Origin of the sequence: Geobacillus sp. CX412 (genome assembly GCF_027942335.1) — a bacterium.
GTDB lineage: Bacteria > Bacillota > Bacilli > Bacillales > Anoxybacillaceae > Parageobacillus_B > Parageobacillus_B toebii.
In genome coordinates this window covers 3,341,896-3,360,273 of sequence record NZ_CP103461.1, presented here as the reverse complement: position 1 = coordinate 3,360,273, position 18,378 = coordinate 3,341,896, and the positions used below count along the sequence as shown (strand labels likewise).

The 18,378-nt window shown below is 41.8% G+C and carries 14 protein-coding genes, 4 pseudogenes and 2 other annotated features; all 18 genes and pseudogenes read left to right on the top strand.

What is annotated here, in order from left to right:
* Positions 1 to 30: 30 nt before the first annotated feature.
* The 18 genes and pseudogenes from gltX to rpoC all read left to right on the top strand — a co-directional run bounded on the left by gltX (position 31) and on the right by rpoC (position 18,277).
* Positions 31 to 1,491: a glutamate--tRNA ligase gene (gene gltX / locus NXM86_RS17585; protein WP_062677078.1), complete on the top strand. Its 1,461-nt coding sequence runs from the start codon at positions 31 to 33 to the stop codon at positions 1,489 to 1,491.
* 39 nt (positions 1,492 to 1,530) lie between these two features.
* Positions 1,531 to 1,763: a binding site (T-box leader), on the top strand.
* Between the two features lie 71 nt (positions 1,764 to 1,834).
* Positions 1,835 to 2,506 carry a serine O-acetyltransferase gene (gene cysE, locus NXM86_RS17580; RefSeq protein ID WP_012748863.1) on the top strand — a complete coding sequence of 224 codons (672 nt, stop codon included), beginning with the start codon at positions 1,835 to 1,837 and terminating at the stop codon, positions 2,504 to 2,506.
* Positions 2,484 to 3,693 (top strand): annotated as a pseudogene (gene cysS, locus NXM86_RS17575) (cysteine--tRNA ligase). The gene cysE and the pseudogene cysS overlap by 23 nt, the downstream one beginning before the upstream one ends.
* Positions 3,630 to 3,881 (top strand): CysS/YqeB C-terminal domain-containing protein, encoded by a 252-nt coding sequence (locus tag NXM86_RS17570; protein ID WP_498958386.1) that lies wholly within the window; start codon positions 3,630 to 3,632, stop codon positions 3,879 to 3,881. The pseudogene cysS and the gene NXM86_RS17570 overlap by 64 nt, the downstream one beginning before the upstream one ends.
* Positions 3,882 to 3,887: 6 nt before the next feature.
* Positions 3,888 to 4,171: pseudogene (locus tag NXM86_RS17565) on the top strand (ribonuclease III domain-containing protein); the annotation flags it as partial.
* A gap of 137 nt (positions 4,172 to 4,308) precedes the next feature.
* Positions 4,309 to 5,045 (top strand): annotated as a pseudogene (gene rlmB / locus NXM86_RS17560) (23S rRNA (guanosine(2251)-2'-O)-methyltransferase RlmB).
* Between the two features lie 4 nt (positions 5,046 to 5,049).
* Positions 5,050 to 5,562, top strand: a complete 513-nt coding sequence (locus tag NXM86_RS17555; RefSeq protein WP_012748867.1) for an NYN domain-containing protein — start codon at positions 5,050 to 5,052, stop codon at positions 5,560 to 5,562.
* 69 nt (positions 5,563 to 5,631) lie between these two features.
* Complete coding sequence (sigH, locus tag NXM86_RS17550; protein ID WP_498958385.1) at positions 5,632 to 6,282, top strand: RNA polymerase sporulation sigma factor SigH; 651 nt, start codon at positions 5,632 to 5,634, stop codon at positions 6,280 to 6,282.
* 89 nt (positions 6,283 to 6,371) lie between these two features.
* Positions 6,372 to 6,521: a 50S ribosomal protein L33 gene (rpmG, locus tag NXM86_RS17545; protein WP_012748869.1), complete on the top strand. Its 150-nt coding sequence runs from the start codon at positions 6,372 to 6,374 to the stop codon at positions 6,519 to 6,521.
* A 42-nt stretch (positions 6,522 to 6,563) separates the two neighbouring features.
* Positions 6,564 to 6,746 carry a preprotein translocase subunit SecE gene (gene secE, locus NXM86_RS17540; RefSeq protein WP_012748870.1) on the top strand — a complete coding sequence of 61 codons (183 nt, stop codon included), beginning with the start codon at positions 6,564 to 6,566 and terminating at the stop codon, positions 6,744 to 6,746.
* Between the two features lie 128 nt (positions 6,747 to 6,874).
* Positions 6,875 to 7,408, top strand: coding sequence for a transcription termination/antitermination protein NusG (gene nusG, locus NXM86_RS17535; RefSeq protein ID WP_498959062.1), 534 nt, complete (start codon positions 6,875 to 6,877; stop codon positions 7,406 to 7,408).
* Between the two features lie 247 nt (positions 7,409 to 7,655).
* Positions 7,656 to 8,081, top strand: coding sequence for a 50S ribosomal protein L11 (gene rplK / locus NXM86_RS17530; protein WP_012748872.1), 426 nt, complete (start codon positions 7,656 to 7,658; stop codon positions 8,079 to 8,081).
* Between the two features lie 108 nt (positions 8,082 to 8,189).
* A complete protein-coding gene (rplA, locus tag NXM86_RS17525) occupies positions 8,190 to 8,891 on the top strand; it encodes a 50S ribosomal protein L1 (protein WP_012748873.1) in 702 nt (233 codons plus the stop codon).
* A 47-nt stretch (positions 8,892 to 8,938) separates the two neighbouring features.
* Positions 8,939 to 9,092, top strand: a sequence feature (ribosomal protein L10 leader region).
* A gap of 44 nt (positions 9,093 to 9,136) precedes the next feature.
* A complete protein-coding gene (rplJ, locus tag NXM86_RS17520) occupies positions 9,137 to 9,637 on the top strand; it encodes a 50S ribosomal protein L10 (protein ID WP_062756068.1) in 501 nt (166 codons plus the stop codon).
* Between the two features lie 53 nt (positions 9,638 to 9,690).
* Positions 9,691 to 10,056, top strand: coding sequence for a 50S ribosomal protein L7/L12 (gene rplL, locus NXM86_RS17515; protein WP_041269549.1), 366 nt, complete (start codon positions 9,691 to 9,693; stop codon positions 10,054 to 10,056).
* 101 nt (positions 10,057 to 10,157) lie between these two features.
* A pseudogene (locus tag NXM86_RS17510) lies at positions 10,158 to 10,759 on the top strand (class I SAM-dependent methyltransferase).
* A gap of 221 nt (positions 10,760 to 10,980) precedes the next feature.
* Positions 10,981 to 14,538: a DNA-directed RNA polymerase subunit beta gene (rpoB, locus tag NXM86_RS17505; protein WP_012748877.1), complete on the top strand. Its 3,558-nt coding sequence runs from the start codon at positions 10,981 to 10,983 to the stop codon at positions 14,536 to 14,538.
* A 139-nt stretch (positions 14,539 to 14,677) separates the two neighbouring features.
* Entirely contained in the window at positions 14,678 to 18,277 is a 3,600-nt protein-coding gene (gene rpoC, locus NXM86_RS17500) for a DNA-directed RNA polymerase subunit beta' (protein WP_012748878.1), read from the top strand.
* Positions 18,278 to 18,378 lie beyond the last annotated feature (101 nt).

The window sequence follows — 18,378 nt, the reverse complement described above, 5'->3', positions numbered from 1 at the left end:
GTTTGATTAGATATTGGAGGGTTATTGACGATGTCACAAGAAGTGAGAGTGCGATACGCACCGAGCCCAACCGGTCATTTACATATTGGCGGTGCAAGAACGGCGTTATTTAACTATTTATTTGCTCGTCATCATAATGGAAAATTTATTGTACGTATTGAGGATACGGATATCGAACGAAACGTAGAAGGTGGCGAACAGTCGCAGTTAGAAAACTTAAAATGGTTAGGCATTGATTATGACGAGTCGGTGGATAAAGACGGCGGATACGGTCCATATCGCCAAACGGAACGTCTCGATATATATCGTAAATACGTGAATGAACTTTTAGAAAAAGGATATGCGTATAAATGTTTCTGCACGCCAGAAGAGCTGGAAAAAGAGCGGGAAGCGCAAAGAGCGGCAGGGATTGCAGCGCCGCAATATAGCGGAAAGTGCCGCCATTTAACAAAAGAACAAGTCGCACAATTGGAAGCAGAAGGAAAGCCGTATACGATTCGTGTAAAAGTACCTGAAGGAAAAGTATATGAATTTGAAGATATCGTACGTGGAAAAGTGACGTTTGAATCAAAAGATATTGGCGATTGGGTCATTATGAAAGCAAACGGCATCCCAACATACAATTTTGCTGTTGTTATTGATGACCACTTAATGAAAATTACCCACGTGTTCCGCGGTGAAGAACATTTATCGAACACGCCGAAACAGTTAATGATTTACGACTATTTCGGGTGGGAGCCGCCGAAATTTGCTCATTTAACGTTAATTGTAAATGAGAATCGCAAAAAACTTTCAAAACGTGATGAATCGATTATTCAATTTGTTTCTCAATATAAAGAGCTTGGCTATTTGCCAGAAGCGTTGTTTAACTTCTTTGCACTATTAGGATGGTCACCAGAAGGGGAAGAAGAAATTTTCTCGAAAGAGGAACTCATTCGTATTTTTGATGTTTCCCGATTGTCCAAATCACCATCGATGTTCGATACGAAAAAGTTGACATGGATGAATAACCAATATATTAAAAAATTAGACTTAGACCGATTAGTGGAAATTTCATTGCCGCACTTGATTAAAGCCGGCCGCCTGCCAGAACAAATGAGTGAAGAACAACGTCAATGGGCGCGTGATTTAATTGCATTATACCAAGAACAAATGAGTTATGGAGCGGAAATTGTAGAGCTATCGGAGTTGTTCTTTAAAGAAGACATTGAGTATAATGAAGAAGCGAAAGAAGTGTTAGCCGGCGAACAAGTCCCTGATGTGTTAAAAACATTTTTAGAAGAAGTGAAACAGCTTGAGCCGTTTACGGCAGAAAATATTAAAGCGGCAATTAAATCGGTGCAAAAAGCGACAGGACAAAAAGGGAAAAAATTGTTTATGCCGATTCGCGTTGCGGTAACAGGGCAAACACACGGCCCGGAACTGCCATTTGCGATTCAATTATTAGGAAAAGAAAAAGTTATAAGCCGATTAGAAAAAGTAATTCATTAACCTTTTTATCCGTTTTTCATATAGTAAAAATAAAATATAGAAAAAGCGTTGACGAGGAGAAGTAGAAAACATTGGCATTCCAGAGAGAATCACCTTGGCTGGAAGTGATTCATGACCGATGTTTTTGAAATGCCCCTCGGAGCCTCCTTTCGAACCAGAGCAGAGACGTTCTGTAGTAGATAGGAGCGGAGTTTCTCCGTTATCAGATTGGAGTGAGCTAAACGAATCGTTTAGCTAAACAGAGTGGAACCGCGCCTAGAAGCGTCTCTGTGTCATTGGCACAGAGACGCTTTTTTCATAGATGTACTTTCCGCAAATTTGATGAAAGTGGAGGGAGGATTATATGTTTAAAACACTTAAGGAAGATATTGAGGTGATTTTTGAGCAAGATCCAGCAGCAAGAAGCTATTTAGAAGTTATTTTAACATACTCTGGTCTTCACGCGATTTGGGCGCACCGTATTGCTCATGCATTATATAAGCGTAAATTTTACTTTCTTGCCCGCCTTATTTCGCAAATTAGCCGCTTTTTTACAGGCATTGAAATTCACCCGGGAGCGAAAATCGGCCGCCGCTTTTTCATCGATCATGGCATGGGTGTGGTGATTGGCGAAACATGTGAAATTGGAGATAATGTAACTGTGTATCAAGGTGTAACATTAGGAGGAACAGGGAAAGAAAAAGGAAAGCGCCATCCAACGATTAAAGACAACTGCTTAATTGCAGCAGGTGCGAAAGTGCTCGGTTCCATTACGATTGGAGAAAACTCAAAAATCGGAGCAGGTTCTGTTGTGTTGAAAGACGTTCCACCGAACTCCACGGTTGTTGGCATTCCGGGACGAGTGGTTGTCCGCAATGGTGTGAAAGTGAAAAAAGACTTAAATCATACGGACTTGCCAGATCCGGTTGCCGATCGCATTAAAGAGTTAGAAGCAGAAATTGCAAGATTGCGTGAAGAAATTGAAAGCTTAAAGAAGGAAAGGAAGGTCGAAGATGAGCAGCATTCGACTTTATAACACGTTAACAAGAAAAAAGGAACTGTTTGAACCGCTAGAACCGAATAAAGTAAAAATGTATGTATGCGGTCCAACCGTATATAACTATATTCATATTGGGAACGCCCGCGCCGCGATTGTGTTTGATACGATTCGCCGTTACCTAGAGTTTCGCGGTTATGAAGTGAAATACGTCTCCAATTTTACGGATGTGGATGACAAGTTAATTAAGGCGGCGCGCGAATTAGGAGAAGATGTGCCGACAATCGCGGAGCGTTTTATTCAAGCGTATTTGAAGATATTACAGCGCTTGGATGCAAAAAGCGGATGTTCATCCACGCGTAACGGAAAATATAGATACGATTATTGAATTTATTCAAACATTAATCGATAGAGGTTATGCATACGAAGTAGACGGGGATGTGTACTATCGTACAAGGAAATTTAAAGAATATGGAAAACTCTCGCATCAATCTATTGATGAACTAAAAGCGGGAGCGCGCATTGAAGTAGGGGAAAAGAAAGAAGATCCGCTTGATTTTGCGTTATGGAAAGCGGCAAAAGAAGGCGAAATTTGCTGGGATAGCCCGTGGGGAAAAGGGCGTCCGGGATGGCATATCGAGTGCTCGGCAATGGCGCGTAAATATTTAGGGGATACGATTGATATTCATGCCGGTGGTCAAGATTTGACGTTTCCTCATCATGAAAACGAAATTGCACAATCAGAAGCGTTAACAGGAAAACCGTTTGCGAAATATTGGCTTCATAACGGATATTTAAATATTAATAACGAAAAAATGTCAAAATCGCTAGGTAATTTTGTGCTCGTTCACGATATTATCCAGCAAATCGATCCGCAAGTATTACGGTTCTTTATGCTTTCTGTTCATTACCGACATCCGATTAACTATAGTGAAGAATTATTAGAAAGCGCGAAAAAAGGATTGGAACGGTTAAAAACGTCCTATTTTAATTTAAAACATCGATTGCAAAGCAGCACGAACTTAACCGATGATGATGATCAATGGCTTGCGCGCATTCAAGAGCAACATGAGGCATTTATTCGGGAGATGGACGATGATTTTAACACAGCCAATGGGATTGCCGTGTTATTTGAGCTATCGAAACAAGCGAACTTATATTTGTGGAAAAAAATACGTCCGAACGCGTCATTCATGCATTTTTGCGTGAATTTGAACAGCTGTTAGATGTACTGGGCATTACGTTGCAAGAAGAGGAATTATTGGACGAGGAAATCGAAGCGCTTATTCAAAAGCGGAACGAAGCGAGAAAGAATCGGAATTTTGCTTTAGCGGATCAAATTCGTGATGAATTAAAGGCGAAAAACATTATTTTAGAAGATACGCCGCAAGGTACGAGATGGAAAAGAGGATAAGATGCGATGAGTCTTTTACAGCCGATCAAAGATGTAAAACAACTAAACGGATTAGCGCTTGCTTACATTGGGGATGCCGTATACGAACTTTATGTACGGCATCACCTTCTTTCAAACGGAAATGTGAAGCCGCATCAGCTTCATAAACAAGCGATTCAATATGTATCAGCGAAAGCACAAGCAAAAGTGTTGTTAACATTATTAGAAAATGAATTATTAACAGAAGAAGAGCAGTCGGTCGTTCGCCGGGAAGAAACGCCAAATCTGGTACGATTCCCAAAAACACGGATGTGCAGACGTACCGATATAGTACAGCATTTGAAGCGCTTATTGGCTATCATTTTTTAGGAAATAATGAAAAACGAGTTGAGGAGATTATTCGCTGTTCTTTTGCGATTATTGAAGGTGAGGAAAGGGAGTTGTAGCAATGGATTTTATTATTGGAAAAAATCCTGTCATCGAGGCATTGAAATCAGAAAGGGAAATTAACAAAATTTGGATAGCAGAAGGTGTGCAGCGCAACTCTATCCAACCGATTATTCAGCTTGCTAAGCAAAATGGTGTGCTTGTGCAATATGTTCCGAAAAAAAAGCTTGATCAAATGGTGGAAGGGGCGCACCAAGGAGTTGTCGCTCAAGTTGCGGCGTACCGTTATTATGAGGTGATGATTTATTTGCGCGAGCATCCGAAAAAAACGAACCGCCATTTTTTCTCATTCTTGATGAATTGGAAGATCCACATAACTTAGGTTCGATTATGCGAACGGCTGATGCCGTAGGCGCCCACGGAATCATTATTCCGAAACGCCGTTCTGTAGGATTGACAGCAACGGTAGCAAAAGCTTCGACAGGTGCGATCGAATATGTCCCCGTTGCGCGAGTGACGAATTTAGCGAGAACGATTGATGAATTAAAAGAGCGCGGTGTATGGATTGTTGGAACAGATGCCAAAGCAAAAGATGACTATCGCTCCCTTGACGGAACGATGCCGCTGGCTCTTGTCATTGGCAGTGAAGGAAAAGGAATCGGAAGGCTCATTTTAGAAAAATGCGATTTTCTCATTCATTTGCCGATGAGAGGGCATGTTACGTCATTGAATGCTTCTGTCGCTGCAAGTCTTCTCATGTATGAGGTGTACCGCAAACGTTATCCGCAAGGAGAATAAATCGATGAATATTCTGATTGTCGATGGCTATAACATGATCGGTGCTTGGCCGGAGCTTCGCAAGCTGAAAGAGGAGGATGACCTTGCTGCGGCAAGGGATTTATTGATTTCCAAAATGGCCGAGTACCAAGGATTTACTGGAGATCAAGTCATTATCGTTTTCGATGCGCACCTCATACAAGGGAATGAGAAAAAATATAAAGATCATCAAGTCGAAGTTATTTTTACCAAAGAAAATGAGACAGCGGATGAACGGATTGAAAGGTTAGCAAAAAGCTTAATTAATGTGCAAACAAAGGTGTATGTCGCTACGTCGGATTATACGGAGCAATGGACGATTTTTAGTCAAGGGGCGTTGCGTAAGTCGGCACGTGAACTTTTAGTCGAAATGGAGTCTATCGAAAAGGCTATTTCGAAAAAATTACAAAATATACAAGAACAAACTCCTATGTCTAAAGTTCCATTGACAGATGAAATTGCTGAAATTTTCGAAAGATGGCGAAGAGGGCAAAAATGAGCGGTTGACGCTGTAAAAATTTGTACTGTATAATAAATTCTAGTGATTTATGCGGTCGGGGGGATCAGCGTGTGCGATTGCTTCAAAGAAAAAACATATAAAAACTATAAACATTTGGAAGATGAGCAATTAGTTGAACTTGTGCATCAAGGGGATGGAGATGCGCTAGATTTTTTGATTCATAAGTATCAAAATTTTGTACGTGCCAAAGCGCGCTCTTATTTTTTAGTCGGCGCCGATCGGGAAGATATCATTCAAGAAGGAATGATTGGTTTATATAAGGCGGTTCGCGATTTTAAAGGGGACAAGCTTTCCTCTTTTAAAGCGTTTGCAGAACTTTGTATTACAAGGCAGATGATCACTGCAATTAAAACAGCGACAAGACAAAAACATATTCCGCTTAATTCTTATGTATCTTTGGATAGACCTATTTATGATGATGAATCAGACCGGACGCTGATGGATGTCATTTCTGGAACGAAAGCGATGGATCCAGAAGAACTGATCGTCAATCGCGAGGAAGTCGATGATATCGAGGTGAAAATGACCGAACTGCTCAGCTATTTGGAGCGGAAAGTGCTTGCTTTATATTTAGATGGTCGCTCATATCAAGAAATTTCTGAAGAGCTAAATCGCCATGTCAAATCGATTGATAACGCCCTTCAGCGCGTAAAAAGAAAACTGGAAAAATATTTGGAATATCGTGAAATTAGTCTTTAGGAGAAGACTTTTATTTTCCTGAAGTCATTGACATAGGAATACGTGTATGGTAAATTTTTATGGACATCCTTTAGAACGGTGGGACATTCATGAGGAAAAAAATTATTTTAGCTTGTAGTCAATGCAATAGTCGAAATTATGTTACAATGAAAAACGTCAACCGTTGTCAAGAACGCTTTGAAACGAGCAAATTTTGCAAAACTTGCAATATGCATACGACCCACCGCGAAACGAAATAAAGCAATGTGGGCAGCTCGTAGGTTTGTTGGAGGTTACTAATCATGCAACGAATAATGAATTTTTTTAAAGAAGTAGCACGGGAAATGAAAAAAGTAAGCTGGCCAAGCCGAAAAGAACTTGTCAATTATACGGCTATTGTATTGGCCACCGTTGTGTTTTTTACGGTCTTTTTCGCTATTGTTGATCTAGGTATTTCTAAATTAATTCGTCTTGTTTTTGAATAAGTCTTTTGCCCATATGATATAATGAAAGATAATAAAGCGAACGTATAGCCCGGTAACGGGTTTTTGTTTTGCTTAAAAAAGGAAACCAAACCGATTTAGGGAGGGAAAGGACAGTCAAGTCCTCATCGATGGAGAAAAATTGGTATGTCATTCATACGTATTCAGGCTATGAAAATAAAGTAAAAGCCAACTTGGAAAAGCGCGTGGAATCAATGGGTATGCAAGATAAAATTTTTCGCATCGTCGTTCCTGAAGAAACGGAAACAGATACAAAAAACGGAAAGAAGAAGGCAACAAAGAAAAAAGTATTTCCAGGGTATGTGTTAGTGGAGATGGTGATGACCGATGATTCCTGGTATGTAGTACGCAACACGCCAGGAGTAACAGGGTTTGTTGGATCAAGCGGGGCAGGTTCAAAACCAACGCCACTTCTTGAAGAGGAAGTCGAAATGATTTTAAAACGAAGGGGTATGCCGTTGACGGAGATCGATGTAGACTATGAATTAAATGAAACGGTAAGGGTGAAAGAAGGTCCTTTTGCTAACTTTACCGGTAAAATTGAAGAGATCGATCTAGATAAGAGAAAAGTAAAAGTGCTTGTCAATATGTTTGGTCGCGAAACACCAGTGGAATTTGAGTTTTCACAAATTGAAAAAATATAATGGAAAACAACTTGCAATCGAAATAGAAAAGTGATAATATTTTAAAGTCAGTATGTCTCGTGAATCGAGGCAAACAATTGGTTTGCATTAGGCAATGAACTTATACAAGTTTGTATAAGGGAGCGTTTTTCTAACACGCAGATCCTCTCAACCGAAACGAGAGAATACGGAAAAGGGCTATAGTTAGCCTTATGAGTGGGAGGGACAATCCCTAATACCACATCACGGACTTAAGGAGGTGTGTCTCGTGGCAAAAAAAGTTATAAAAGTCGTGAAACTACAAATTCCTGCAGGTAAAGCAAATCCGGCACCACCAGTTGGTCCAGCGTTAGGTCAAGCCGGTGTTAATATTATGGCATTTTGTAAAGAGTTCAATGCTCGCACAGCTGACCAAGCGGGTTTAATTATTCCGGTTGAAATTACGGTTTTTGAAGACCGTTCATTTACATTTATTACGAAAACTCCGCCAGCTGCAGTATTATTGAAAAAAGCGGCCGGCATTGAATCTGGTTCTGGTGAACCAAACCGTAATAAAGTAGCGACAATCAAACGCGATAAAGTGCGCGAGATTGCCGAAATGAAAATGCCGGATTTAAACGCAGCGAGCATCGAAGCTGCGATGCGCATGGTTGAAGGTACAGCCCGCAGCATGGGTATTGTTATCGAAGACTAATGTGCATAAAGTTGGCTGAGGAGGTTGCGACTATAAGGAGAAATCCTTTTCGCAACCTTTATTCGTGGGAGGTCATTCCGCTAAAACCACAATAAGGAGGAATTTTACATGCCAAAAAGAGGAAAGAAATATTTAGAAGCAGCAAAGCTTGTGGATCGCTTCAAAGCGTATCCGATTGCAGAAGCAATTGAACTTGTGAAGAAAACAAACATTGCGAAATTCGACGCTACAGTAGAAGTTGCGTTCCGTTTAGGTGTTGATCCGAAAAAAGCCGATCAACAAATTCGCGGTGCGGTTGTATTGCCTCATGGTACAGGAAAAGTACAACGCGTATTAGTATTCGCGAAAGGCGAAAAAGCAAAAGAAGCGGAAGCAGCTGGTGCTGATTACGTTGGCGATACAGAGTATATCAACAAAATTCAACAAGGTTGGTTCGATTTTGACGTTGTTGTCGCTACTCCAGATATGATGGGTGAAGTTGGTAAATTAGGACGTATTTTAGGTCCGAAAGGGTTAATGCCAAACCCGAAAACAGGCACTGTTACATTTGATGTTGCGAAAGCGGTGCAAGAAATTAAAGCTGGTAAAGTAGAATACCGCGTTGATAAAGCCGGCAACATTCATGTACCGATTGGTAAAGTGTCATTTGATAACGAGAAACTGGCAGAAAACTTCACTACGATTTACGAGGCGATTTTAAAAGCAAAACCAGCCGCTGCAAAAGGTACTTACGTGAAAAACGTAACGATTACTTCAACGATGGGCCCTGGCATCAAAGTAGATCCGTCTACAGTAGCGGTAGCGCAATAAATATTGACTTCTTTCAATCCTTTTAGTAAAATGTTTTTTGTCTGAAAAAATGAATATCATTTGTACCGTAGACAGTAGGTGCTCTTAGGAGCTTAATATCCTACCGAGGTATTTGTACGATAGAAAAACGCGTTCAAGGTCATTTTGCGCGTTTTACGATACCTCCATGTCTACGTGGCATGGAGGTTTTTTGTTGATGCGGTATAAGTGGTGTTTTCATTTTATCTTCCACAGGAGGTGTAAAAATGAGCAGTGCGATCGAACTCAAAAAACAAATTGTAGCAGAGATAGCTGAAAAATTCCGCGCCAGCAAATCTACGGTTATCGTAGACTACCGCGGCTTAAACGTAGCGGAAGTTACAGAACTTCGCAAGCGACTTCGTGAAGCAGGCGTTGAGTTCAAAGTGTATAAAAACACATTAACTCGCCGTGCGTTAGCGGAAGTTGGCTTAGAAGGATTAAATGATGTACTTACTGGGCCAAATGCGATTGCATTTAGCAAAGAAGATGTTGTAGCGCCTGCGAAAATTTTAAGCGAATTTGCTAAAGACCATGAAGCGCTTGAAATTAAAGCAGGTGTCATTGAAGGCAACATTGCAACGCTTGAAGAAATCAACGCGCTTGCAAAACTTCCTTCCCGCGAAGGCTTGCTTTCTATGTTGCTTAGCGTTCTTCAAGCTCCAATTCGCAACTTTGCGCTTGTTGCAAAAGCAGTTGCGGACAAAAAAGAGGAACAAAGCGCATAATTTCTCTTTCGTTTATGCTATAAAACCATAATGATATTAAGGAGGAACTGATGATGACAAAAGAACAAATCATTGAAGCGGTTAAAAATATGACTGTATTAGAATTAAACGAATTAGTAAAAGCAATTGAAGAAGAGTTCGGCGTCACTGCTGCTGCTCCTGTAGTAGTTGCTGGCGGTGCTGCTGGCGGCGATGCTGCTGCTGAAAAAACTGAATTTGATGTTATTCTTGCTGACGCTGGTGCGCAAAAAATTAAAGTTATCAAAGTTGTTCGTGAAATCACTGGTCTTGGCTTGAAAGAAGCAAAAGACTTAGTTGATAACACTCCAAAACCAATTAAAGAAGGCGTTTCTAAAGAAGAAGCAGAAGAAATCAAAGCGAAACTTGAAGAAGTTGGCGCTAGCGTAGAAGTGAAATAATTGTCATTCGCGCAGAAAAAGCTCGCTGAAACCAGCGGGCTTTTTTATTTATAAGAAAATGGGTATGATGAAAATAAATCAGTAATAGAAGGGTGATGTCATTGAGCGAACATTATTACTCTTCCACTCCATCGTCGGAAAGCAATCCCCATACATGGGCATTTACATTGCGGGCAATGAACTGACGTTTACGACAGATAGTGGTGTATTTTCGAAACGAGAAGTTGATTTTGGGACACGCTTGCTTATTGAAACGTTTGAAGAACCGAAAGTAGATGGTGATTTTTTAGATGTAGGTTGCGGATACGGTCCGATCGGTTTATCTATTGCCAAGGCATTTCCAAACCGACATGTAGACATGATTGATATAAACAAACGTGCTCTTGAGCTGGCAAATGAAAATAAACATGCTAACCATATTACCAACGCTTCCATTTATGAAAGTGATTTATTTGCGCAAGTAGGAGATAAAAAGTTTGCTGCGATTTTGACAAATCCACCGATTCGCGCTGGGAAACGTGTTGTTCATGCCATTTTTGAACAAAGTGCTGCCCATCTTTATCCTAACGGAGAATTATGGGTTGTGATTCAGAAAAAACAAGGGGCTCCTTCTGCATTAAAAAAACTGCAGGAAATATTCTCGTATGTAGAAGTTGTGACAAAGAAAAAAGGATATTATATCATAAAGTCAAAAAAATGTTGACAGTATTCTATGGTTGTGGTAGTATTATAAAATGCTAAATATGTACATTTCATCGCAAGGATATGACGTATAATTTTATCCATAATGGGAAGAATGATAAAATCAATAAACAGGTAAAAATATGGTTTTCTATAATAGAAACCATTTTCTTTTTTTCTCCATTATAGCTGAAGGTTTACCTTCCATTTTGATTAATGTTTAAATTTTGAGGGGTGAATCAGTTGACAGGCCGACTAGTTCAATATGGACGACACCGCCAACGAAGAAGTTACGCGCGTATTAGTGAAGTGCTAGAATTGCCAAATCTTATTGAGATTCAGACTTCCTCTTATAAATGGTTTCTTGATGAAGGATTGCGGGAAATGTTTAAAGAAATTTCCCCGATTGAAGACTTTTCCGGTAATCTTTCTCTTGAGTTTATTGATTATAGTTTAGGGGAGCCAAAATATACTGTTGAAGAGGCAAAAGAACGCGATGTTACATATGCCGCACCACTTCGCGTAAAAGTACGTTTAATTAATAAAGAGACTGGTGAAGTAAAAGAACAAGATGTTTTTATGGGCGATTTTCCGTTAATGACAGAAACAGGAACGTTTATCATTAACGGGGCGGAACGTGTTATTGTGTCACAGCTTGTCCGCTCTCCAAGCGTTTATTATAGTGAAAAGGTTGATAAAAACGGAAAACGCGGTTATTCGGCAACGGTTATTCCGAACCGCGGCGCGTGGTTAGAATACGAAACAGACGCAAAAGATGTTGTATATGTCCGTATTGATCGCACTCGTAAACTACCAGTTACGGTGCTTCTTCGTGCGCTCGGGTTTGGTTCCGATCAGGAAATTATCGATTTAATCGGTGATAATGAATATCTTCGCAACACGCTTGAAAAAGATAATACGGATAGCACTGAAAAAGCGCTCATTGAAATTTACGAGCGTTTGCGTCCAGGTGAACCACCGACGATTGAAAACGCGAAAAATTTGTTAATCTCCCGCTTTTTTGATCCAAAACGTTATGACTTAGCAAGCGTTGGACGTTATAAAATTAACAAAAAACTTCATATTAAAAACCGTCTGTTTAACCAACGTCTTGCCGAAACATTGGTAAATCCGGAAACTGGTGAAATCATTGCGGAAAAAGGAACGCTTATTGATCGAAGAACGTTAAATCGAATTTTACCGTACCTTGAAAACGGCGTTGGATTACAAGTTTATAAACCTGTCGGTGGCGTAGTGGATGAAGAATTTGCGTTACAGTCTATTAAAATTTATTCACCAAACGACGCGGATGGAGAAAAAGTTATTAATGTCATCAGCAACGGCTATATTGCCGAAGATGTGAAACATATTACTCCTGCGGATATTATTGCTTCGATTAGCTATTTCTTTAACTTATTACACGGAGTCGGTGACACGGATGATATTGACCATTTAGGAAATCGCCGTCTTCGTTCTGTCGGTGAATTATTGCAAAACCAATTCCGGATTGGCTTGTCACGCATGGAGCGGGTGGTTCGTGAGCGCATGTCCATTCAAGATATAAACACGATCACTCCGCAACAGCTGATTAACATTCGTCCTGTCATTGCAGCGATTAAAGAGTTTTTCGGAAGCTCACAGCTTTCACAATTTATGGACCAAACGAACCCGCTTGCTGAATTGACGCATAAACGCCGCCTTTCTGCGTTAGGACCGGGTGGTTTAACTCGTGAACGCGCAGGTTTCGAGGTGCGTGACGTTCACTATTCACACTATGGACGAATGTGCCCGATTGAAACACCTGAAGGTCCAAACATTGGGTTGATCAACTCACTATCTACGTATGCAAAAGTAAATAAATTTGGTTTTATCGAAACGCCATATCGACGTGTCGATCCGGAGACAGGAAGAGTTACCGATCAAATTGATTATTTAACAGCCGATGAAGAAGATAACTATGTTATAGCACAAGCGAACGTCCCTCTAGCGGAAGATGGAACGTTCTTAGAAGAAAATGTAGTTGCTCGTTTCCGCGGGGAAAACATTGTCGTAAAACGCGACCGCGTCGACTATATGGACGTATCGCCAAAACAAGTTGTATCAGCAGCGACGGCCTGCATTCCATTTTTGGAAAACGACGACTCGAACCGTGCGCTTATGGGAGCGAACATGCAGCGTCAAGCAGTTCCATTGTTAGAGCCAGAAGCGCCAATTGTCGGTACAGGAATGGAATATGTGTCCGCAAAAGACTCCGGTGCCGCTGTTATTTGTAAACATCGCGGCATTGTCGAACGAGTGGAGGCAAAGGAAATTTGGGTTCGCCGCCTCATTGAAGTGGACGGAAAAGAAGTAAAAGGTGATCTTGATAAATATCGTCTTTTGAAATTCGTTCGTTCGAACCAAGGGACTTGTTACAATCAACGCCCGATTGTGAAAAAAGGCGATATCGTTGAAAAAGGAGAAATTTTAGCAGATGGTCCATCCATGGATAAAGGTGAGCTTGCACTCGGCCGCAACGTACTGGTTGCCTTTATGACATGGGATGGATACAACTATGAAGACGCGATTATCATGAGCGAACGTCTTGTCAAAGAAGACGTATATACGTCCATCCATATCGAGGAGTATGAAGCAGAATCCCGTGATACAAAACTTGGTCCGGAAGAAATCACGCGCGATATTCCAAACGTCGGTGAAGACGCGCTACGGAACTTGGACGAACGTGGAATTGTCCGCATTGGCGCGGAAGTAAAAGACGGTGATTTGCTCGTTGGTAAAGTAACACCGAAAGGAATGACGGAGCTTACAGCAGAAGAACGGCTGTTACATGCTATTTTCGGTGAGAAAGCGCGCGAGGTGCGTGATACGTCTCTTCGAGTTCCACATGGTGGCGGCGGTATTGTCCTTGATGTGAAGGTCTTTAACCGCGAGGACGGAGATGAGCTTCCGCCAGGTGTTAACCAGCTTGTCCGTGTTTATATCGTGCAAAAACGGAAAATTTCCGAAGGCGATAAAATGGCAGGACGCCATGGAAACAAAGGGGTTATTTCGCGAATTTTACCGGAAGAAGATATGCCGTTCTTACCAGACGGTACTCCAATTGATATTATGTTAAACCCTTTAGGCGTTCCGTCGCGTATGAATATCGGGCAAGTGTTCGAATTGCATCTCGGTATGGCAGCGAAGAAGCTCGGCCTCCATATTGCATCGCCAGTATTTGATGGGGCTATGGAAGAAGACGTATGGAACATTTTAGAAGAAGCAGGAATGCCGCGTGACGCAAAAACGGTTTTATACGATGGCAGAACGGGTGAGCCGTTTGATAACCGCGTATCTGTCGGTATTATGTACATGATTAAGCTTGCTCACATGGTTGACGATAAGCTTCATGCCCGTTCAACGGGACCGTACTCGCTCGTTACGCAGCAACCACTTGGCGGTAAAGCGCAATTTGGCGGGCAGCGCTTCGGCGAAATGGAAGTGTGGGCGCTCGAAGCTTATGGCGCTGCATATACATTGCAAGAAATACTTACAGTCAAATCGGACGATGTCGTCGGTCGTGTGAAAACATATGAAGCAATCGTCAAAGGTGAGAACATACCAGAACCAGGTGTGCCGGAATCGTTTAAAGTGTTGATTAAAGAGCTGCAAAGCTTAGGTATGGATGTAACCATTTTGACTAGCGACGAAAAAGAAATTAATATGGAAAACTTTGATGAAGATGATGATCATAGTGCGGATGCCATTGTTCCAGAAGTGAAGTCGACAGAGAACGAAAAAGATGTCGTCACAAAAGAATAAGCTTATTGAACGGTGATGGGGGAGTTGATCCTCCATCACTTTCAAGATGTTATGACTCACAAAAGAACGTTCACTACTAACCTTTATTTCATAAAAGCAATCGAGGCAAAACCGAGTGATAAAGAGGGAGGTATACCCCTTGCTAGATGTAAATAAATTTGAGTACATGAAAATCGGGCTCGCTTCACCGGAGAAAATCCGTTCTTGGTCGTACGGTGAAGTAAAAAAACCAGAAACGATTAACTATCGTACATTGAAACCAGAAAAAGACGGATTATTTTGTGAGCGTATTTTCGGACCAACAAAAGATTGGGAATGTCATTGTGGAAAATATAAGCGCGTACGTTATAAAGGTGTTGTCTGCGACCGTTGCGGTGTCGAAGTGACTCGCTCGAAAGTCCGTCGTGAACGGATGGGTCATATTGAACTAGCAGCTCCTGTTTCACATATTTGGTATTTCAAAGGAATCCCAAGCCGTATGGGACTCGTTTTGGACATGTCGCCACGTGCGTTAGAGGAAGTGATTTATTTCGCTTCATACGTTGTGACTGATCCAGGTGATACGCCACTGGAGAAAAAACAATTGCTTTCCGAAAAAGAATATCGTGCGTATCGTGAAAAATACGGGCAATCGTTCCAAGCCTCCATGGGTGCAGAGGCAATTAAAAAACTTCTTCAAGATATCGACTTAGAAAAAGAAGTGGCAACGTTAAAAGAGGAGTTAAAAACAGCACAGGGGCAGCGACGCGCCCGCATTATTAAGCGTTTGGAAGTGTTAGAGGCGTTCCGGAATTCAGGAAACGATCCTGCTTGGATGGTGCTTGATGTGCTTCCTGTTATTCCTCCTGAATTGCGGCCGATGGTGCAATTAGACGGTGGACGCTTTGCGACATCAGACCTCAATGATTTATATCGCCGTGTCATTAACCGAAACAACCGCTTAAAACGTTTATTAGATCTTGGTGCACCAAACATTATTGTGCAAAACGAAAAACGGATGCTTCAAGAAGCGGTCGATGCATTAATCGATAACGGTCGACGGGGGCGTCCGGTAACAGGACCTGGAAACCGTCCGCTAAAATCGCTCTCTCATATGTTAAAAGGGAAACAAGGTCGTTTCCGTCAAAACTTGCTTGGTAAGCGCGTAGACTATTCAGGCCGTTCGGTTATTGTCGTCGGTCCGAACTTGAAAATGTATCAATGCGGCTTGCCGAAAGAAATGGCGCTTGAGCTCTTTAAACCGTTTGTGATGAAAGAGCTTGTCGAACGTGGATTAGCGCACAACATTAAAAGTGCAAAACGGAAAATTGAGCGCGTCCATCCGGAAGTATGGGATGTGTTAGAAGATGTGATTAAAGAGCATCCGGTATTACTTAACCGTGCCCCAACTCTTCACCGATTAGGTATTCAAGCGTTTGAGCCAACGCTTGTTGAAGGTCGCGCCATCCGATTGCATCCGCTTGTATGTACAGCATATAACGCTGACTTTGACGGAGACCAAATGGCCGTGCACGTTCCGTTATCCGCAGAAGCTCAGGCAGAAGCGCGATTGCTCATGCTGGCCGCGCAAAATATTTTGAACCCGAAAGACGGAAAACCGGTTGTTACTCCTTCGCAAGACATGGTTTTAGGTAACTATTATTTAACGATGGAACGTGAAGGAGCAATCGGTGAAGGAATGGTATTTAAAGATACGGATGAGGCGTTGCTTGCGTATCATAATGGTTATGTCCATTTACATTCACGAATCGCTGTTCATGCCGGTTCATTGAAAAATGAAACGTTTACGGAAGAGCAAAATAACAAACTGCTTATTACAACAGTTGGAAAACTTATTTTCAACGAAATTTTACCAAACTCATTCCCTTATATTAACGAGCCGACAACTGAAAATATCGAAGGGCGGACACCGGATAAATACTTCCTCGATAAAGGTGCAAATGTAAAAGAAGAAATTCGCAAGCGCGAACTTGTTCCACCGTTTAAGAAAAAAGTGCTCGGACAAATTATCGCTGAGGTATTTAAGCGGTTCAAAATTACAGAAACATCGAAGATGCTTGACCGCATGAAAGATTTAGGGTTCCAATATTCAACAAAAGCCGGCATTACGATTGGGGTTGCCGATATTGTCGTATTACCGGAAAAACAAGAAATTCTTGAAGAAGCACAAGCAAAAGTCGACACGGTCTTAAAACAATTCCGACGCGGTTTAATTACTGACGAAGAGCGCTATGAACGTGTCATTTCGATTTGGAGCGAAGCGAAAGACAAAATTCAAGACAGACTGATGAAATCGCTCGATAAACGCAACCCAATCTTTATGATGAGCGATTCTGGAGCTCGCGGTAACGCATCAAACTTTACGCAGCTTGCCGGAATGCGCGGTCTCATGGCAAACCCAGCGGGACGCATCATCGAATTGCCGATCAAATCTTCGTTCCGTGAAGGATTAACGGTATTGGAATACTTTATTTCTACACACGGAGCGCGCAAAGGGCTTGCTGATACCGCACTAAAAACAGCAGACTCCGGTTATCTCACAAGACGTCTTGTCGATGTGGCGCAAGATGTCATTGTTCGTGAAGAGGATTGCGGTACGGACCGTGGTATTCTTGCAAGAGCATTAACGGACGGTACGGAAGTCATTGTCAAACTAGAAGAGCGTCTTGTTGGCCGTTATGCGCAAAAAACGGTGAAACATCCGGAAACAGGCGAAATACTCGTTCGCAAAGACGAAATGATCACCGAAGATATTGCGAACGCGATTATTAAAGCAGGCATTGAAGAAGTATGGATCCGCTCTGCCTTTACATGTAATACACGACACGGTGTATGTAAAAAATGTTACGGTCGTAACTTGGCGACAGGTGCGGATGTGGAAGTTGGCGAAGCGGTTGGTATTATCGCTGCGCAATCGATCGGTGAACCGGGTACGCAGTTAACGATGCGTACGTTCCACACAGGCGGTGTTGCCGGCGACGATATCACCCAAGGTTTGCCGCGTGTTCAAGAGCTGTTTGAAGCACGTAATCCGAAAGGGCAAGCGGTTATTTCTGAAATTGACGGAATCGTCACTTCGATTAGCCAAACGCGTGATCGTCAATATGAAATTGTCGTAAAAGGCGAGGTCGAGACACGCTCTTACATTGCTCCTTATAACGCAAGATTAAAAGTAGAGGAAGGACAACAAGTAGAGCGTGGTCAAGAACTTACTGAAGGATCCATTGATCCAAAACAATTATTAAAAGTAAGGGATGTTACGTCCGTTCAAGAATATTTATTGCGTGAAGTACAAAAGGTATATAGAATGCAAGGGGTAGAAATTAGCGATAAGCATATCGAAGTAATGGTCCGTCAGATGCTTCGTAAAGTGCGCGTCATTGATGCGGGGGATACAGATGTCCTGCCTGGAACGTTATTAGATGTGCATCAATTTACGGACGTGAACGAAAAAGCGCTTCTTGAAGGAAAACGTCCAGCAACGGCTCGCCCAGTATTGCTTGGTATTACAAAAGCATCGCTAGAAACTGATTCGTTCTTATCAGCGGCATCGTTCCAAGAAACGACACGCGTTTTAACCGATGCGGCGATCAAAGGAAAACGGGATGAGTTGCTCGGCTTAAAAGAAAATGTTATTATCGGTAAGCTTGTCCCAGCAGGAACTGGAATGGCGCGCTATCGTAAAGTAAAACCGGTAATTAAGAAAGAAGCAAATGAGGACGCGGTTACTTCTAAATAATTGGTTGTTACCAGCAAAGGACGATTCCTTTGCTGGTAGCAAATTACTTAAAAATATAGTTGACAATGTCTTATGAAAGTGATAGTCTAATAAAGGTGTTC

Coding starts and splice junctions, on each gene's coding strand:
- gltX (WP_062677078.1), top strand. CDS start 31: ATGTCACAAGAAGTGAGAGTGCGATACGCACCGAGCCCAACCGGTCAT.
- cysE (WP_012748863.1), top strand. CDS start 1,835: ATGTTTAAAACACTTAAGGAAGATATTGAGGTGATTTTTGAGCAAGAT.
- NXM86_RS17555 (WP_012748867.1), top strand. CDS start 5,050: ATGAATATTCTGATTGTCGATGGCTATAACATGATCGGTGCTTGGCCG.
- rpmG (WP_012748869.1), top strand. CDS start 6,372: ATGAGGAAAAAAATTATTTTAGCTTGTAGTCAATGCAATAGTCGAAAT.
- secE (WP_012748870.1), top strand. CDS start 6,564: ATGCAACGAATAATGAATTTTTTTAAAGAAGTAGCACGGGAAATGAAA.
- nusG (WP_498959062.1), top strand. CDS start 6,875: ATGGAGAAAAATTGGTATGTCATTCATACGTATTCAGGCTATGAAAAT.
- rplA (WP_012748873.1), top strand. CDS start 8,190: ATGCCAAAAAGAGGAAAGAAATATTTAGAAGCAGCAAAGCTTGTGGAT.
- rplJ (WP_062756068.1), top strand. CDS start 9,137: ATGAGCAGTGCGATCGAACTCAAAAAACAAATTGTAGCAGAGATAGCT.
- rplL (WP_041269549.1), top strand. CDS start 9,691: ATGACAAAAGAACAAATCATTGAAGCGGTTAAAAATATGACTGTATTA.